15 protein-coding genes and 1 other RNA gene are annotated in these 14,979 nt (G+C 56.8%); 9 read left to right on the top strand and 7 right to left on the bottom strand.

The window, feature by feature from the left end; genetic code table 11:
• Positions 1–2: 2 nt before the first annotated feature.
• The 4 genes from BLS30_RS06955 to BLS30_RS06970 form a co-directional block, all read right to left on the bottom strand.
• Positions 3–611 (bottom strand): 5-formyltetrahydrofolate cyclo-ligase, encoded by a 609-nt coding sequence (locus BLS30_RS06955; protein WP_046475636.1) that lies wholly within the window; start codon positions 609–611, stop codon positions 3–5.
• Between the two features lie 123 nt (positions 612–734).
• A non-coding RNA gene (gene ssrS, locus BLS30_RS06960) (6S RNA) lies at positions 735–896 on the bottom strand.
• A 144-nt stretch (positions 897–1,040) separates the two neighbouring features.
• Positions 1,041–1,319: a cell division protein ZapA gene (locus BLS30_RS06965; protein WP_170832428.1), complete on the bottom strand. Its 279-nt coding sequence runs from the start codon at positions 1,317–1,319 to the stop codon at positions 1,041–1,043.
• A 58-nt stretch (positions 1,320–1,377) separates the two neighbouring features.
• Positions 1,378–1,635 carry a hypothetical protein gene (locus tag BLS30_RS06970; RefSeq protein WP_046475631.1) on the bottom strand — a complete coding sequence of 86 codons (258 nt, stop codon included), beginning with the start codon at positions 1,633–1,635 and terminating at the stop codon, positions 1,378–1,380.
• Between the two features lie 445 nt (positions 1,636–2,080).
• On the opposite strand from BLS30_RS06970, the gene gap reads away from it, so the two are divergent.
• Entirely contained in the window at positions 2,081–3,088 is a 1,008-nt protein-coding gene (gap, locus tag BLS30_RS06975) for a type I glyceraldehyde-3-phosphate dehydrogenase (RefSeq protein ID WP_046475629.1), read from the top strand.
• A gap of 121 nt (positions 3,089–3,209) precedes the next feature.
• A complete protein-coding gene (locus tag BLS30_RS06980; protein WP_046475626.1) occupies positions 3,210–4,238 on the top strand; it encodes a class I fructose-bisphosphate aldolase in 1,029 nt (342 codons plus the stop codon).
• Positions 4,239–4,336: 98 nt separating this feature from the next.
• Here the strand turns inward: BLS30_RS06980 and BLS30_RS06985 are convergent, their stop codons facing one another.
• Positions 4,337–4,999 (bottom strand): peroxiredoxin, encoded by a 663-nt coding sequence (locus tag BLS30_RS06985; protein WP_090227683.1) that lies wholly within the window; start codon positions 4,997–4,999, stop codon positions 4,337–4,339.
• A 347-nt stretch (positions 5,000–5,346) separates the two neighbouring features.
• On the opposite strand from BLS30_RS06985, the gene BLS30_RS06990 reads away from it, so the two are divergent.
• From BLS30_RS06990 to BLS30_RS07015, 6 genes are all read left to right on the top strand, one after another.
• The gene (locus tag BLS30_RS06990) at positions 5,347–6,006 is read left to right on the top strand and encodes a thiamine phosphate synthase (protein ID WP_052743587.1); all 660 of its coding nucleotides are present in this window, start codon (positions 5,347–5,349) and stop codon (positions 6,004–6,006) included.
• Between the two features lie 28 nt (positions 6,007–6,034).
• A complete protein-coding gene (locus BLS30_RS06995; protein WP_090227685.1) occupies positions 6,035–7,111 on the top strand; it encodes a tetratricopeptide repeat protein in 1,077 nt (358 codons plus the stop codon).
• A gap of 190 nt (positions 7,112–7,301) precedes the next feature.
• Positions 7,302–8,108, top strand: coding sequence for an inositol monophosphatase family protein (locus BLS30_RS07000; protein ID WP_170832429.1), 807 nt, complete (start codon positions 7,302–7,304; stop codon positions 8,106–8,108).
• 133 nt (positions 8,109–8,241) lie between these two features.
• Positions 8,242–9,279, top strand: a complete 1,038-nt coding sequence (locus tag BLS30_RS07005) for a flagellar motor protein MotA (protein ID WP_046475613.1) — start codon at positions 8,242–8,244, stop codon at positions 9,277–9,279.
• A gap of 3 nt (positions 9,280–9,282) precedes the next feature.
• A complete protein-coding gene (locus BLS30_RS07010) occupies positions 9,283–10,311 on the top strand; it encodes a peptidoglycan -binding protein (protein ID WP_046475610.1) in 1,029 nt (342 codons plus the stop codon).
• Between the two features lie 330 nt (positions 10,312–10,641).
• Positions 10,642–11,988, top strand: coding sequence for a polyhydroxyalkanoate depolymerase (locus BLS30_RS07015; protein WP_090227688.1), 1,347 nt, complete (start codon positions 10,642–10,644; stop codon positions 11,986–11,988).
• A 35-nt stretch (positions 11,989–12,023) separates the two neighbouring features.
• Here BLS30_RS07015 and BLS30_RS07020 read toward each other — a convergent pair whose 3' ends face one another.
• On the bottom strand, positions 12,024–13,844 hold the full coding sequence (locus tag BLS30_RS07020; RefSeq protein WP_046475603.1) for an ABC transporter transmembrane domain-containing protein: 1,821 nt from the start codon (positions 13,842–13,844) through the stop codon (positions 12,024–12,026).
• A gap of 267 nt (positions 13,845–14,111) precedes the next feature.
• On the opposite strand from BLS30_RS07020, the gene rpmE reads away from it, so the two are divergent.
• A complete protein-coding gene (gene rpmE, locus BLS30_RS07025; protein WP_046475600.1) occupies positions 14,112–14,336 on the top strand; it encodes a 50S ribosomal protein L31 in 225 nt (74 codons plus the stop codon).
• 91 nt (positions 14,337–14,427) lie between these two features.
• Here rpmE and rcdA read toward each other — a convergent pair whose 3' ends face one another.
• Positions 14,428–14,976 carry a protease adaptor protein RcdA gene (gene rcdA, locus BLS30_RS07030; protein ID WP_046475598.1) on the bottom strand — a complete coding sequence of 183 codons (549 nt, stop codon included), beginning with the start codon at positions 14,974–14,976 and terminating at the stop codon, positions 14,428–14,430.
• Between the last annotated feature and the right edge of the window lie 3 nt (positions 14,977–14,979).

Here is a 14,979-nt window from a genome sequence, read left to right on the forward strand (position 1 = left end):
CGTCAGTCGCCGCACCGGATCGGGCCACTGGGTGTCAGCACCCAATCAACGCGCTGGTCATAATTGTCGTGTGGCACGGCATCAACTTTCATCTCATCAAGAGCGAGGCCAACCGTCACGACAGACTTCTTCGCCTTCAGTTCCGCGAGAGTGCGATCGTAAAAGCCGCCGCCATAGCCGACACGGTAGCCGCGCGTGTCAAAAGCTAAGAGTGGAACCAGGACGACGTCCGGAATAGCTACCGGGGCGTCATCCCGCGGCTCCATGATGCCCCACATTGCCTCTTTCATGTCGTCGCCCGGCTTCCAGGCCCGGAAAATAAGGGGCTTCGCCTTCCCGACCATGACCGGCAGCGCCAACGTGCACCCCTCGTCCATCAAACGCAGCATCAGCGGCGTCGCGTCGAGTTCCTCGCCAAAGGGCGCAAAACCTGACACGACAGATCCCGGAGCGGGTTGGCAAAAACTGAGCCCGTGTTCTGCTAGACGTTGCGCCACCTCTGCCCCGGATTCGAGAACAACGCGCGCACGCGTCTTCTTACCCGCAAGGCGCAATTGCTTTTTCGCCTCTCGCAGCTCCTGGTCGTCTAAGTTTACGTCGGTAAAAGTCATTCTTTCCCCTTGAAGCAAAAATGGCAGGAACAATCCATGCCAAAAAGCACTACCGTCTCATTCCACGTCGTCGGTGAATGAGCTCCACATGCTCGCGCAACAGTGAGCGTGCGACCCTTGCTTCAAGGAGCCGCGAAGGCCGTCGGAACGTTTTGATCTCGCCGGGTCCCTACAATGTAGGTGGGCGCCGTATATCCGGGACCACGGTCCCGGTCAGGGACAGCTCCCTGGCAGATCTTATAGGCCCTGGAGATTCGTTGTTCCTAACGCACCCCGCAGCGACGCTTAATGTAGGCGATTGAGAACTAATGTTAAAGTGGGATGCGTGAGGAGGAAATTCGGAGACGCGCATCAGATTATTGGCTTGAGCTAAAACAACGAGCCCCGCGCACCACCTTACAAAAATAGCGGCTGTCTCTATGCGAATACCTAGGACGCGGCTTTTACCTCGGCTGCGGAGCTAGCCTCCCGAACAATCTCGGAATCTTGACGCGTTTTGAGTTCTTCGCGCAAATCGAAAAGTTCGTCAGCCGTCACCAGCGCCGCCATCATAAGCAGCCGGATATCCCCAACTTGACCAAATTCCTTGGCGAGCCGCTCGACCTTGTCACCTACAAAATTTGCAAGTTCGCCCAGGCGCTGCTCTTGGCCATCTGCGCAGTCTAACTTGTATAAACGCCCATTAATGGTCGCTTGGACCTGTCCCATGGCCACCCCGCTGAAATTTGCTGCTTGGCAGCAGCGGACACTCGAATACGGGAGCGAATCACGACTTTTTCTCAAGTAATGTATGAAGAGAATCGAGTACCCAATCAATGCGGTTAACCGCATTCTCATTGATCGCCTCAAGCTCAGCGATCCGTTTCTTTGCCGCCGTAAGCTCTGCGCGCAGACTATCACGCTCCTTTTTAAGGGCCCGCGCTTCAGTTTCGAGCTTCTTCAGCGTTACCCCTGATTTGCTCGCCTTGCGGGCGGTTTTTGCAGGTGCCGCACGTTTGGTTGTCTGCTGGTCCTTCTTGGCCATAAGCCCACCCAAATTCCGCTGTCGGAGCGCTTTTGCCAATCATGCGCGGCCACTTTCCCGAAGGATAGTCGATATCCACAAAACAATGACTAGCGAACCAACCTTCTAACTCACCGTATTCCAACGATCCGGCAGCCCCGCTTCCCCCTCAGAATACGTGAACGCTAAGTAAACCTACGGGGCACCGCTGCGCACACTAGGGGACACGCTCTAACAGCGTCAACGAACAAAGCCGTCGCCGTCAATCATACTTCCAAAGTGCGACTTTAAGTGCGGCAATAATGTCTATTACACATTGACAGTAGTGGCTCCGCCTAAGTTAATTGGGCCGCTTCAACTAAGCTTACCCGTCTTTTTGCCCTCTGATCAGTCGCGTCGGTTCAATACGACCGATGCGATGAGTAGCCACGAAGAAGTTCTGCAACCGCTCCGGGAGAAAAACAAAATGACTGTCAAAGTCGCGATCAACGGTTTTGGACGCATCGGCCGCAACGTTCTGCGCGCCATCGCCGAAAGCGGGCGCCAGGACATCCAGGTCGTGGCCATCAACGATCTCGGACCGGTCGAAACCAACGCGCATCTGCTGCGCTTTGACTCTGTGCATGGTCGTTTCCCAGGCGAAGTCAAAGTCAACGGGGACTCCATCGATATTGGCACCGGCCCCATCAAAGTGACCGCAATTCGCGACCCAGCCGAACTGCCGCACGCGGAACTTGGCGTTGATATTGCCCTGGAATGCACAGGTATTTTCACCAAGCGTGAAAAGGCTGCCGCCCACCTCAAGGCAGGTGCCAAGCGCGTGCTCGTCTCCGCACCGGCCGAAGGCGCCGACATCACCGTCGTCTATGGCGTGAACCACGACAAGCTGACGGCGGATCACCAGGTCGTTTCGAACGCCTCCTGCACGACGAACTGCTTGGCCCCTGTTGCCAAGGTTCTGAACGACTTCGTCGGCATCCAGAAAGGCTTCATGACGACGATCCACGCTTACACGGGCGATCAGCCGACGTTGGATACGATGCACAAGGATCTCTATCGGGCGCGCGCGGCTGCTTTGTCGATGATCCCAACCTCTACGGGCGCGGCAAAAGCGGTCAGCCTTGTGCTGCCGGAACTTGCCGGCAAGCTCGACGGCGTTGCCATCCGCGTACCCACGCCGAACGTTTCCGTTGTCGACCTCAAGATCGTCGCCAAGCGCGAAACCAATGCTGAGGAAATCAACGCGGCCATTGTCGCGGCTTCTTCTCAGCAACTCAAAGGCATCCTCGGCACAACGGCACTCCCCAACGTATCGATCGACTTTAACCATGACGCCCATTCAGCGATCTTCCACCTTGATCAGACGAAGGTCATGGATGGAACGTTGGTGCGCGTTCTGGCCTGGTATGACAATGAGTGGGGCTTCTCGAACCGCATGACGGACACTGCCGTCGCCATGGGCAAGCTCATCTGAGCAAAAATATTGCGGGACAGCCAAGTCGGAACCAATCGGCCTGACTTGGCTTTGCCACACCGTGACGCTAAGTCGTCAAACCAAAATTCAGATAGCAGGTTGTCCACGGAGGACGTCCAAAATGACCGAAAGACTTGAAGACATCGCGACCGCAATGGTTGCCCCTGGAAAAGGCATTCTCGCCGCGGACGAAAGCACCGGCACAATCAAAAAGCGCTTCGATTCAATCGGCCTCGAATCCACCGAAAACGCCCGTCGCGATTATCGCGAAATGCTGTTTCGCACCGAAGAAGCGATGCGAAACTACATTTCCGGCGTCATTCTCTTCGACGAAACCCTGCGACAGAAAGCAGCAGACGGGACGCCGCTCGCCGAACTCATCAGATCTTCCGGCGCAATCCCGGGCATCAAAGTGGACAAGGGCGCAAAACCGCTCGCACTGAGCCCGGGCGAGCAGATCACAGAAGGCCTCGATGGCCTGCGCGAACGCCTCGCCGAATACTATGACCTGGGAGCCCGCTTCGCGAAGTGGCGCGCCGTAATCACCATCGGCGACGGCCTGCCGACTTGGAATTGCGAGAACGCCAACGCTCACGCACTGGCCCGCTACGCGGCCCTTTGCCAGGAAGCGAAAATCGTTCCGATCGTCGAGCCGGAAGTCCTGATGGACGGACCGGGCGCAACCCACGACATCGACCGCTGCTATGACGTAACCCACAAGGTGCTGCGCATCGTCTTCCGCGAGCTGCACGCCGCCAACGTCAATCTCGAAGGCATTGTGCTGAAGCCGAACATGGTCATCGCCGGCCAGAAGTGCTCAAAGCAGGCAAGCCCCAATGAAGTGGCGGAAAAGACTGTCAAATGCCTGAAGGCAACCGTCCCCTCCGCTGTCCCTGGCATTGCATTCCTGTCAGGCGGGCAGTCTGGCGAAGAAGCGACACGACATCTCTCCCTCATGAATGAAATCGGCAACCTGCCCTGGGCTTTGACCTTCTCGTATGGTCGCGCCCTTCAGGCAGCCGCACTGCAGGCTTGGGGCGGCAAAAGTGAAAACGTCGCCGCTGGCCAACGTGCGTTTGCTCACCGCGCCAAGATGAATTCGCTGGCTGCGCTCGGCAAATGGCAGGACAAACTTGAGGAAGCCGCCTGAGATCAGCGGTCTCGGCAAGGCTGAAGAGCTTCAACAAAACAAAAGAGGCGAGCGGTCATCCGCTCGCCTCTTTGCTTTTTTAGCAGAAGAAGAACCCATCAATCCTTCGGCTGCGCGACGACGCGCAGATATGGAAGCGGCGACTTCCAACCTTCAGGAAATTTCTGCTTGGCTTCTTCGTCCTTGACGGCAGGAACGATGATAACGTCCTCGCCTTGTTTCCAGTTCACCGGCGTCGCAACCTTATGCTTCGCTGTGAGCTGGCAGGATTCCAGAAGGCGCAGAACTTCATCGAAGTTGCGTCCCGTGCTCATCGGATAAGAAAGCATTGCCTTGATCTTCTTATCAGGACCGATGATGAAAACGTTGCGCACAGTCTGGTTATCCGCAGCGGTACGACCTTCCGAGCTCGAACCGGCATCGTCAGGCAACATATCGTAAAGCTTGGCGACCTTGAGATCGTTATCGCCGATCATCGGATAGTTGACGGCATTGCCCATAGCCTCCTGGATGTCCTTTTTCCAAAGAACATGCTGCTCGACGGGATCAACACTGAGTCCGATGATCTTGGTATTGCGCTTCGCAAATTCGTCAACGAGACCAGCCATATATCCTAGCTCAGTCGTGCAGACGGGCGTGAAATCCTTAGGGTGCGAAAACAGCACGGCCCAGCCATCACCCATCCATTCATAGAAATGGAGCGGGCCCTCAGTCGTATCGACTTCAAAGTCAGGAGCCGTTGATCCGATGCGTATTGACATTGGTCTACCTCTCAACACTCATTATGGCTTCCTCCCTCCACGGTGACGGGACTTCCATCACTGTGATGCGACGAGAGAAAGAATTTGCGCGAACACTTAACCGTGAACGTACCAATCAAGCTGTCTGCTCCGGACAACCAATATATTTGCCTTGTCCGAAAGTTGCTTCGCCGGAAGACGCATCCTTAGCACGACTTAGCACAAAGTGCAGATGTAGCACCGCGAAGACAGCTTTGAACCGACGAAAAAATATTCCGGCGCAGAGCAAACTTAACTGGCCTTGCATGGCCCCTATTCTGCCGTTTTCACGTCAGAGTTAGGCACAATTGGAAGTAACTGAGAAAAATATGGGCGCCCCACTCCAACCACGCAATTGCCAATTCTATCTCGTTCTGACCGTCGGGCCTGATGGCCAGGCGCTTGAGCGGTTGCAACCTGTCTTGGCGCATAAGGCACCGGCATCGATCCTCGTCACACCGGCGGAAGGATCGACGCTCGAGCCTCAGGAGGCACTCCCCATCGTCCAAGCCGGTCAAGCGGGCGGGGCCGCCGTTCTCATTGCGAACGATCCACAGCTGGCCCGCACAATCAAAGCTGACGGCGTCCATCTCGATTGGTCTGAGGATATTGATCAACGCTACGAAGAAGCGCGAGAAATTCTTGGGCAACGTTTTATCGTGGGTGTCGATGCCGGACGCTCGCGTCACCATGCCATGTCGCTGGGTGAAGCCGGCGCCGATTACGTCGGCTTTGGCATCCCGTCATTCGTCGAGGACCGCCTCAAGGCTAAGGAACGCCAACGAGAACTAATCGCATGGTGGGCCGAGATCTTCGAGATTCCCACCGTTGCTTTCGACGTGGAAGATCACGAAGCCGCAGCAGGTCTGGCAAAAGCCGGCGCTGATTTCGTCGCACGTCGCTTACCGCCAGGACTATCTCCCGCCGACCTTCAGAATTGGGCAACCCAATGCGAAGTGGCGACTGAGATGCCCCCCATAAACGAATAAGACGAGAACTGCAGCAGAGAGATAGGCAATGTCACCGCGCTCTATCGGCATACTCTTCCTGGGTGTCGTCGCTCAGATCAACGCGGCGCACGCCGAAACCAGTTCCTGGTCATTCCGGCCACCCGGGACTGAAACAAAACCATCCGTCGCCAAGACGGAGGCGAAGCCCAAAAGCAAGACCACAAGCACCCACTTCAAGAAGCAGGTGCCAGGCCCCGAAATAAAGGACTCGGCAGGCCCCAAACTCAACGCCACTGGGGAAGACGCATATATCGCTTTCGACCAGGGCAAATACCTAACCGCGTTAAAGCTGGCCGAAGCCGCTGCCGCGAAAGGCGAAGCAGCGGCTCACACGTTGATCGGCCGCATTTACAGTGAGGGGCACGGCGTTCGTCCTGACAACGAAGTCGCCGCGCGGTGGTATACGCGTGGGGCAGAACTGGGCGACGTCAATTCCATGTTCGCCATCGCCATTATGCTAGCGGAAGGGCGAGGCGTCGAAAAGGACCTCGCAGCCGCGGCCACCATGTTCGAAAAGGCCGCGCAAACGGGACACCCGGAAGCAAACTACAATCTCGGTTTGCTGTTTCTGAACGGCACCGGCAAGCCAGAGAATCCCTTGAGAGCTGCCAAGCACATCGCATACGCTGCAGAGCAGGGCGTCGCCGCGGCACAATACGATCTAAGCGCTCTTTATCAGAGTGGCACCGGCGTCGAACCGGACGCTTATCAGGCGGCAACCTGGATTTCACGTGCCGCCGCTCAGGGAATGGCAGCAGCGCAATATGACTATGCTGTCATGCTGTTGAGCGGCAAGGGCATCAACAAGGACGAACCCAAGGCGATTGAACTGCTGACAGCCGCCGCCGAGAAGGGGATCCCTGGCGCACAGAACCGCCTCGCGTATGTGTACGGGCAAGGCGTTAAGGTGAACAAAAGCCAGATCGAAATGGCAAAATGGCGCTACATCGCCAAAGCCAGCGGCTTCGAGGATAAGAAGCTTGATGAGGTCGTCGGCAAGCTACCAGCCGATATCCGCACCAAAGCCGAGCAAGCTGCCGTGTCCTGGCGGGAACAAGTCGAAGTGGCTATGCCAAGCCAGTAGGGGCATGACGTTTTGCCCGGACCGCTTGCCAAGCCCCTTGCTTGCCGTTAGAGGCTTAGCCACTAGCAAAACCCATGTTGTCGAACCAGTTCGACAGGTTTCTGATCAGCACGTGATCGTGCGCGCCGGCCCTAGCCGCGCTGCTCCCTCATATTGCGTGCGCCTCTTTCATTCGCCTGGATTAAATCGAATGCCCGCATCTGCCCTGATGAATGTCATGATGACCGCCGCACGCAAGGCCGGGCGTAGCCTGTCGCGCGACTTCGGTGAGGTCGAGCAGCTTCAGGTCTCGGTCAAAGGGCCCGCCAATTTCGTTTCAGCCGCCGACCACCGCGCTGAGGACATCATTTATAAGGAGCTCCTCAAAGCTCGCCCTGGCTACGGGTTCCTGATGGAGGAGCGCGGCCTCGTCGAAGGTGTCGACAAAACACATCGCTGGATCGTCGATCCATTGGATGGAACAACGAACTTTCTCCATTCCATTCCCTTGTTCACGATCTCCATCGCGCTGGAACGGGAAGGTCAGCTCGTCGCGGGCCTCATTTACAATCCAATCTCAGACGAACTTTACACGGCCGAAAAAGGCAAAGGTGCTTTCCTCAACGATCGGCGCAGGCTGCGCGTAGCTGCGCGGCGCAACCTGAACGACACAGTCGTCGCCACTGGAATTCCGCACCGTGGCCGTCCGGGCCACAAACTCTTCCGCCGGGAACTGACCGCCACCATGGAGCATGTTGCCGGCGTTCGGCGCACCGGATCAGCCGCGCTCGACCTTGCGTGGACCGCGGCCGGTCGCTTTGATGCTTTCTGGGAGCGCAACCTAAAACCGTGGGACATGGCGGCCGGTATCGTCATGGTACGCGAGGCAGGCGGATTGGTAAGCGACCTGTCAGGCGCCGATCAGATGTTGGAAAACGGTCATATCCTCGCAACAAACGGCACGCTGGCAAAAGAACTGCTTCCTGTAATCCAGTCGGCACAGGATACTGCCGTATAAAGCATAGTTCGGTGTGTATCTCGCGAAAACCGGGCGTCAGAGAAGATCTGAGCACGATGTTGCCCGTTTCCGCAGGCAAGAGGGTAGGATAAGGTCCGCCGCATCGACAGGCCGAAACTGCGGAGACTTGTAGATGGCAAAGAAGCGAAGGTCGGAATACGGCTCCGCGCAACTGCATCGATCACTGACACCGCCAGGCGTCTTCTTGATCCGGATGCTGATATTCCTGACTCTGGTGGCTTTCATCGGAGCCATCCTCTACCAGCCGCTCCTTGAAGCGATCATGCACAATCCGGCACTGAACGGCTTGATCCTCGCCGTGCTGGTGTTCGGTATCTTCTACGCTTTCGGCCAAGTCATCAGGCTCTATCCCGAAATCCGCTGGGTGAATGCATTCCGGATTGCCGATCCCGGAATTTCAATTTCACACCAGCCGCGCCTTCTATCGCCTATGGCGACGATGCTGCGCGACCGCACCGGGTCACTCTCGCTCTCAACGGCATCCATGAGCTCAATCATGGATTCGATCGGCTCTCGTCTTGATGAAGCCCGCGACACCGGACGCTATCTTGTCGGCCTTTTGATTTTCCTCGGCCTGCTCGGCACCTTTTGGGGTTTGCTGGAAACGATCAAGTCCGTCGGCACCGCGATTGGCACCATAAGCACCGGCGCGGAAAACACCGGTCAGTTATTCGGCGACCTCAAAGCGGGTCTCGTCGCGCCACTACAAGGCATGGGAACGGCCTTCTCGTCATCGCTGCTTGGTCTTGCGGGCTCCCTCGTTCTGGGGTTCCTCGAGCTACAGGCCAGCCAAGCGCACAACCGGTTCTACAATGAGTTGGAAGAATGGTTGTCGGGTATCACGGAATTGACCCCCGGTACGAGCGCAGACGCCGTCAACCGCCAACTGTCAGCAACGCTTTACGATATGCAGCGCGTGCTCGAAGAGCTCAACGAGCGAATGAGCCAGAATGGCGGCATCGTACAGCAGGCAGGAGCGGGTGAGGAAACAGTCGCGGAACTCGCACGGGGCGTAAATCAACTCGTGAACCAGATGCGGGCCGAACAGAAAGTGGTTCGCGAATGGGTGGATGAGCAGGCATCCCAGCAGGCCCTCGTCACAGACTCTCTACGCGAACTGGCACAGAACCTGGGCCGCCGGAAAGGTTAGACCATGGCGCACGGGCGCGGGCGACGCGGAGCCGAATATTCTGAGTTCTGGCCTGGGTACGTTGACGTCCTGTCGACGTTGCTCCTCGTCATGACGTTCTTGATGTCCATCTTCATGTTGGCGCAGTTCTTCGCAACACAGGAAGTAACGGGCAAGGACACCGCTCTCAAACGCCTCAACCTGCAGATCGCGGAACTGACCAACTTGTTGTCCCTTGAGAAGGGCCGCACCAAACAAGCCGAGGACGAACTTGCAGCTCTGCAAGCGACCCTTGCCTCATTGCAGGAAGAAAACCAGAAACTGAGCGGCTCTGCGCTATCCGGCGATGAAGCAGCAAAACTTGCTCAGGGCAAAATCGTTTCCCTAACCGAGGACCTCGAAAATCAGAAAGATATCTCTTCCGAAGCCCTCGCAAAAATTGATCTTCTTAATCAGCAAATTCTCGCGTTGCGCCGACAGATCGCTGCGTTAAACGATGCTCTCGAAGCCAGCGAAGCAAAGGACCGCCAGTCTCAGGACCGCATCAAGGATCTGGGCGAACGCTTGAACGCAGCCCTCGCCCGCCAGGTGCAGGAGCTCAAACGCTATCGCTCGGATTTCTTCGGACGCCTACGTGAACTGCTGGCAGGCCGAAAAGATATCCGCGTTGTCGGCGACCGCTTTGTATTCCAATCAGAAGTACTCTTTCCTTCGGGAAGCGCAGACATGTCCGTCGAGGGGTTGGCTGCGATGGACCAGCTAGCCTCCGCCATCAAGGAACTTGAGCGCCAAATTCCCAGCGAAATCGACTGGGCGCTACAGGTTGACGGTCATACGGACATTCAGCCAATCGCAACCGCTCAATTCCCCTCGAACTGGGAGCTTTCGACCGCGCGTGCCATTTCAGTGGTGCGCTATCTCGTAAGCCGCGGCGTCTCGCCAAAGCGACTCGTTGCAGCCGGTTATGGCGAGTTTGCACCCATCGAAACGAGCCAAGACCTCGAATCTATGCGCAAGAATCGCCGCATCGAGTTGAAGCTAACCAATCGCTAAACCTGCGGTTGCCAGAGGTCTGAGGCTTACCGTGCACCTGCTGTAAGTGCCGTTATATCGGCCTTTCCGCACTGCAACAGATGGGCCGTATACGGTTGCAAGTGGCACATTCAGGCCACTAACCACCGTACTTTGCTGCCACACTTAACTAAAAATTTGAACTTTCATTCGCTTTCGTCGCATACCCGGTGTCTGCAACTGCGTTATCGTTTTGTCATATTTCGCAAGGAATGGCTGGAAGAGTCGAAAAATTTAGCGGAAAAGACTATCTTATTGTGCAGTGCGCAATGCGAACGGCAATGCTGCACACGACACTCGAAGGATACCGCGATGAACTACCAAGCCTACGAGATTGCGCATGCGATGCTTTCGCCGTGGCGCGCTCTGGCGCAGGGAATGAAGCTGCAGCTTCAGCTCCCCTACAATCCTTTAGCCTATACACACTTCGGTAAGTCTGCCGCAGCCGCCATTGACGTGTTCGAAAGCGTCACTCGCCGCTACGGTAAGCCGGAGTGGGCTATCGAAACGACCAGAATTCATGGACTGACGGTACCCGTCGACATCGACGTAGTCCTCTCAAAGCCGTTCTGTAATCTCGTACATTTCCGTCGGGACCCGTCGGAGGCCGGCAAGCGTTATGATCCGAAGGTGCTGATCGTCGCACCGATGTCTGGACATTATGCGACGCTTCTGCGCGGCACGGTCGAAGCCATGCTTCCCGAGCATGATGTCTACGTCACCGATTGGATCGATGCCCGCGAAGTCCCTGTTACTGAAGGCAAGTTCGACCTCGACGACTTTATAGATTATCTGATCGACTTCATCCACTTCATCGGCCCCAAAACCCACGTCCTTGGCGTTTGCCAGCCTGCCGTTCCAGCTCTTGCCGCTACGGCACTCATGGCCGCCGATGACGACCCGATCCAGCCGTTGACGCTCACTCTGATGGGCGGCCCGATCGACACGCGCCGCAACCCAACAGTCGTCAACAAGCTCGCGGAAGAAAAGCCGATCGACTGGTTCGAGCAGAACGTGATTTCATACGTTCCCTTTCCCAATCCAGGCTTCATGCGGCCGGTTTATCCTGGCTTCGTACAGCTCTCCGGCTTCATGACGATGAATCTGGAGCGGCACACGAAAGCGCACTTCGAGCTGTTCGAGAACCTGGTTAAGGGGGACTGCGACTCCGTCCGCCAGCACAGAACCTTCTACGAGGAATATCTCTCTGTGATGGACCTCACCGCCGAGTTCTATCTGCAGACTGTGAAAACAGTTTTCCAGGAACACGGCCTACCGAAGGGCACGATGAAGCACCGCGGTCGGACTGTCGATTGCAGCGCCATTGAACGCACCGCGCTTCTCACCGTGGAAGGCGAACGCGACGATATCTCGGGGCTCGGACAGACCGAGGCGGCTCACGATCTGTGCAGTTCGATCCCTCCGGATGAGCGCTACCACTACGTTCAACCGGGCGTCGGCCATTACGGCGTTTTCAACGGCACGCGCTGGCGAACCGAAATCCAGCCCCGCATTCGCGAGTTCATTCGCACAACCGAATTTAAGCGCCGCACCTCAACGGGTGTCGGATTGCCCTATCGGAGCTTGCAGGACATCCGTGAAGACGTCATCGAGTGGGATGGAAACGAAGAAGTAGTGACAGAAGCAAAGCAAAGTTGACGCGTTCAAGCCCTCTAGGGAACCACAGCGCTATATCACTCGGCCGCTTCGGCCTCGTGCCCCTCGAACTGTAATGATGCCAGCCGGCTGTAGAGCCCTCCGGCCTCAATAAGATCGCGGTGCCGACCGGTTTCCACAATGCGCCCCTCGTCAAGAACGAGAATGCGATCAGCCTTCTTTACGGTGGCGAGCCGGTGAGCGATGACGAGCGTGGTGCGGCCCGCCATGATGCCTTCCAGTGCACGCTGAATTGCGGACTCGCTTTCCGCATCGAGCGCGCTCGTCGCCTCATCGAGAAGCAGGATCGGGGCATCTTTTAAGAACGCGCGTGCGAGCGCGATGCGTTGCCGCTGACCACCGGATAACAAAACACCCCGTTCGCCCAGCTGCGCGTCATAACCTCCGGGCAGCGCCTGAATAAATTCATCAGCCTGGGCAGCGATTGCCGCACGCTTGACCGCCTCCAACGTTGCATCAGGTGTCCCATAACGGATATTCGCTGCGACCGTATCGGCAAACAGAGCAGTGTCCTGAGGGACCAAAGCCATCCGCTGCCGCAACTCCGTCAGAGAAGCCGTCTTAATATCCACGCCATCGACTTTGATAAGCCCGGACGACGGATCATAAAATCTCAGAAGCAGAGAAAAGATCGTTGATTTCCCAGCACCCGACGGCCCCACGAGAGCAACATTTTCACCCGCCGAAATGCTCAAACTGATGTCGCGAAGCGTGGCATCGGCCCCACCTTCCGCATACGAGAAGTTGACCCCTTCAAAGGCAATGTCACCACGTGCCGGTGTCACAAGCGGAGTAGGCTGCGCCGGTGAATTTATCTCAGGTTGAACAGCCAGGAGTTCCGTTAAGCGCTCCGCAGCACCCGCAGCCTGACTGATCTCACCCCAAACTTCTGACAATGCCGTCAAAGCCGCGCCGGCAAAGATCGCATAAAGGACGAACTGTCCCAACGTGCCGCCGCTCAATTCGCCTGAAACAACCTTGCTGGCGCCAAACCACAACACACCAACAACACTGACAACGACCAGTAGGATCGCCAGCGCCGTCAGGCCAGCGCGGGCAACGAGCCTTTGGCGCGCGGCTTCGAAAGAGGCCTCGACTTCCTGGGAGTAGCGCCCGGCGACTTCGGTCTCATGGCCGAAGGCCTGCATCGTTTTGACGGCCCCCAGGTTCTCCGCCGCGTATGCAGACGCGGCAGCGAGACTGTCCTGCGCTTTACGTGACAGGCGGCGAACAACCCGACCATAGGCCACCAGCGGCACAACAATCGCTGGAATGGCAACAAGTACGAGTAAGGAAAGCTGAAAGCTCGTGACCATCATCATGATCAATGCACCGATCAGCATGATGGTGTTTCGAGCTGCCTGACTAAGTGCAGTCCCGGCCGCCGCCTTGATTTGCGTAGTATCGGCCGTCAACCGGCTCATGACCTCGCCCGAATGAGAACGGTCGAAGAAGGAGGGGCCAAGCTTGGTCAAATGCGCAAAGACATCCGCTCTCAGGTCACTGACGACACGTTCACCCAGCCAGTTGACGTAGTAGAAGCGCGCTGAACTGGCGACGGCAAGTACCGCGCCAATAATAATCAGCATCGCAAAATACTGACCAATAAGCGTGCCATCTGCGCCGCCAAAGCCGTGGTCAATCATCCGCCGAACAGCCAGCGGCACACTCAGCGTCGCCAAAGCGGAAACCACGAGAGCAACACAGGCAAGGATGAGGAAAAGTTTGTATCGCCGAAGATAGGGTTTCAGACCCAGAAGCGGTTTGAGCGAGCGTCGCCGGGTTGCTTCGCCATCCTGCTCTGTTTGTGTCTTGGTCACGTCGGCATAGCCTGTCATTTTTCGCGCCCGGCGGACGTCTGCAGCCAGAAGCTGCCCCCCAGATACCTAATTACTTATGCAGATATGCCCGACCAACTCCCTGATCTCAAGTACCGTGAGCTCCCATGCGCCGCAGGTGACGTCATGTCGCCGTCACAAACGACGACTTGTGCACGGCCGCAATAAGGATTATGAAGACCCACGAATTTCCTGAGCAATGCCGATCTATGGCCCTTGCAGCTCCCATTTTGGGATGCCGCGCCTGCGAACATTTGGACTAGACCGATGAACAAAGATCCCGATTTTCACCCGCATTACCATCAGATCAAAGTCGTCATGACGGATGGCAGCGAGTTCGTCACGTATTCGACCTATGGTGCTGAAGGCGATACGCTTGCCCTCGATATCGACCCGTCGACGCACCCAGCCTGGACCGGCGGTGACCAAAAGCTCACGGACCGTGGCGGCCGCCTGTCTCGCTTCAAGAAGAAGTTCGACGGCCTATTCTAAGACTGCGCAAGTCTGAAGACACCACTCAACAAAAAGCCCGGCAGCAAAAGCTGCCGGGCTTTTTAATTTAATAGCGAGTACGACTGGGAAATCAGTTCCCGAAGGCTTGGCGGAGCCGTGACATCTGCTGAATCACCGGATTGGCCGGGATCACATCCTCTTCAGCTTCGGCTTCCGCCGTGTCCATCGCCATAGCACGGTCCAGCTGGACAATCCGATCGTGCAAAGCAAAGCTCGCTTCGATCAGATTGCGCAGGCCTTCCGGCAAATTCTCATAGCCCTTTGTGTGCTGAGGGCGACCAACAGCTTGTAACTTCACCCGGCTACGCTTCTTGCGCGCATCTTCCGGAGAAATCTCACCTTCCTTCAGTGCACGGCGGATCAGAAGCCATGATGCAAGGTCAAGCAAGCGGGTCGTCAGGCGCATGCTCTCGGTCGCGTAAAGTACCGTGGACGTACCCTTGAGAGCCTTGGCATCAATGCGTCCAGCGCCGTCGAGATAAGCAGCGGCTTCTTCTACGAGCCTCATACCTTGCCGGAACACTTGGTCGAACTGTTGGGAAGCCTGAAACTTCTCTCCAAAGAGGACCGTCACGCCGCTGGACTCAGCAGCATCGAACGCATAAGGGCCGTTGCTCATGAC

This window comes from Filomicrobium insigne (assembly GCF_900104305.1).
GTDB lineage: Bacteria > Pseudomonadota > Alphaproteobacteria > Rhizobiales > Hyphomicrobiaceae > Filomicrobium > Filomicrobium insigne.

Bases quoted from the DNA above. Each gene is read 5' to 3' on its own strand.
- gap (WP_046475629.1), top strand. From the start codon at position 2,081: ATGACTGTCAAAGTCGCGATCAACGGTTTTGGACGCATCGGCCGCAAC.
- BLS30_RS06990 (WP_052743587.1), top strand. From the start codon at position 5,347: ATGGGCGCCCCACTCCAACCACGCAATTGCCAATTCTATCTCGTTCTG.
- BLS30_RS07005 (WP_046475613.1), top strand. From the start codon at position 8,242: ATGGCAAAGAAGCGAAGGTCGGAATACGGCTCCGCGCAACTGCATCGA.
- BLS30_RS06955 (WP_046475636.1), bottom strand. From the start codon at position 611: ATGACTTTTACCGACGTAAACTTAGACGACCAGGAGCTGCGAGAGGCG.
- BLS30_RS06965 (WP_170832428.1), bottom strand. From the start codon at position 1,319: ATGGGACAGGTCCAAGCGACCATTAATGGGCGTTTATACAAGTTAGAC.
- rcdA (WP_046475598.1), bottom strand. From the start codon at position 14,976: ATGAGCAACGGCCCTTATGCGTTCGATGCTGCTGAGTCCAGCGGCGTG.
- BLS30_RS06995 (WP_090227685.1), top strand. From the start codon at position 6,035: ATGTCACCGCGCTCTATCGGCATACTCTTCCTGGGTGTCGTCGCTCAG.
- BLS30_RS07015 (WP_090227688.1), top strand. From the start codon at position 10,642: ATGAACTACCAAGCCTACGAGATTGCGCATGCGATGCTTTCGCCGTGG.
- rpmE (WP_046475600.1), top strand. From the start codon at position 14,112: ATGAACAAAGATCCCGATTTTCACCCGCATTACCATCAGATCAAAGTC.
- BLS30_RS07000 (WP_170832429.1), top strand. From the start codon at position 7,302: ATGCCCGCATCTGCCCTGATGAATGTCATGATGACCGCCGCACGCAAG.
- BLS30_RS06980 (WP_046475626.1), top strand. From the start codon at position 3,210: ATGACCGAAAGACTTGAAGACATCGCGACCGCAATGGTTGCCCCTGGA.
- BLS30_RS06985 (WP_090227683.1), bottom strand. From the start codon at position 4,999: ATGTCAATACGCATCGGATCAACGGCTCCTGACTTTGAAGTCGATACG.
- BLS30_RS07010 (WP_046475610.1), top strand. From the start codon at position 9,283: ATGGCGCACGGGCGCGGGCGACGCGGAGCCGAATATTCTGAGTTCTGG.
- BLS30_RS07020 (WP_046475603.1), bottom strand. From the start codon at position 13,844: ATGACAGGCTATGCCGACGTGACCAAGACACAAACAGAGCAGGATGGC.
- BLS30_RS06970 (WP_046475631.1), bottom strand. From the start codon at position 1,635: ATGGCCAAGAAGGACCAGCAGACAACCAAACGTGCGGCACCTGCAAAA.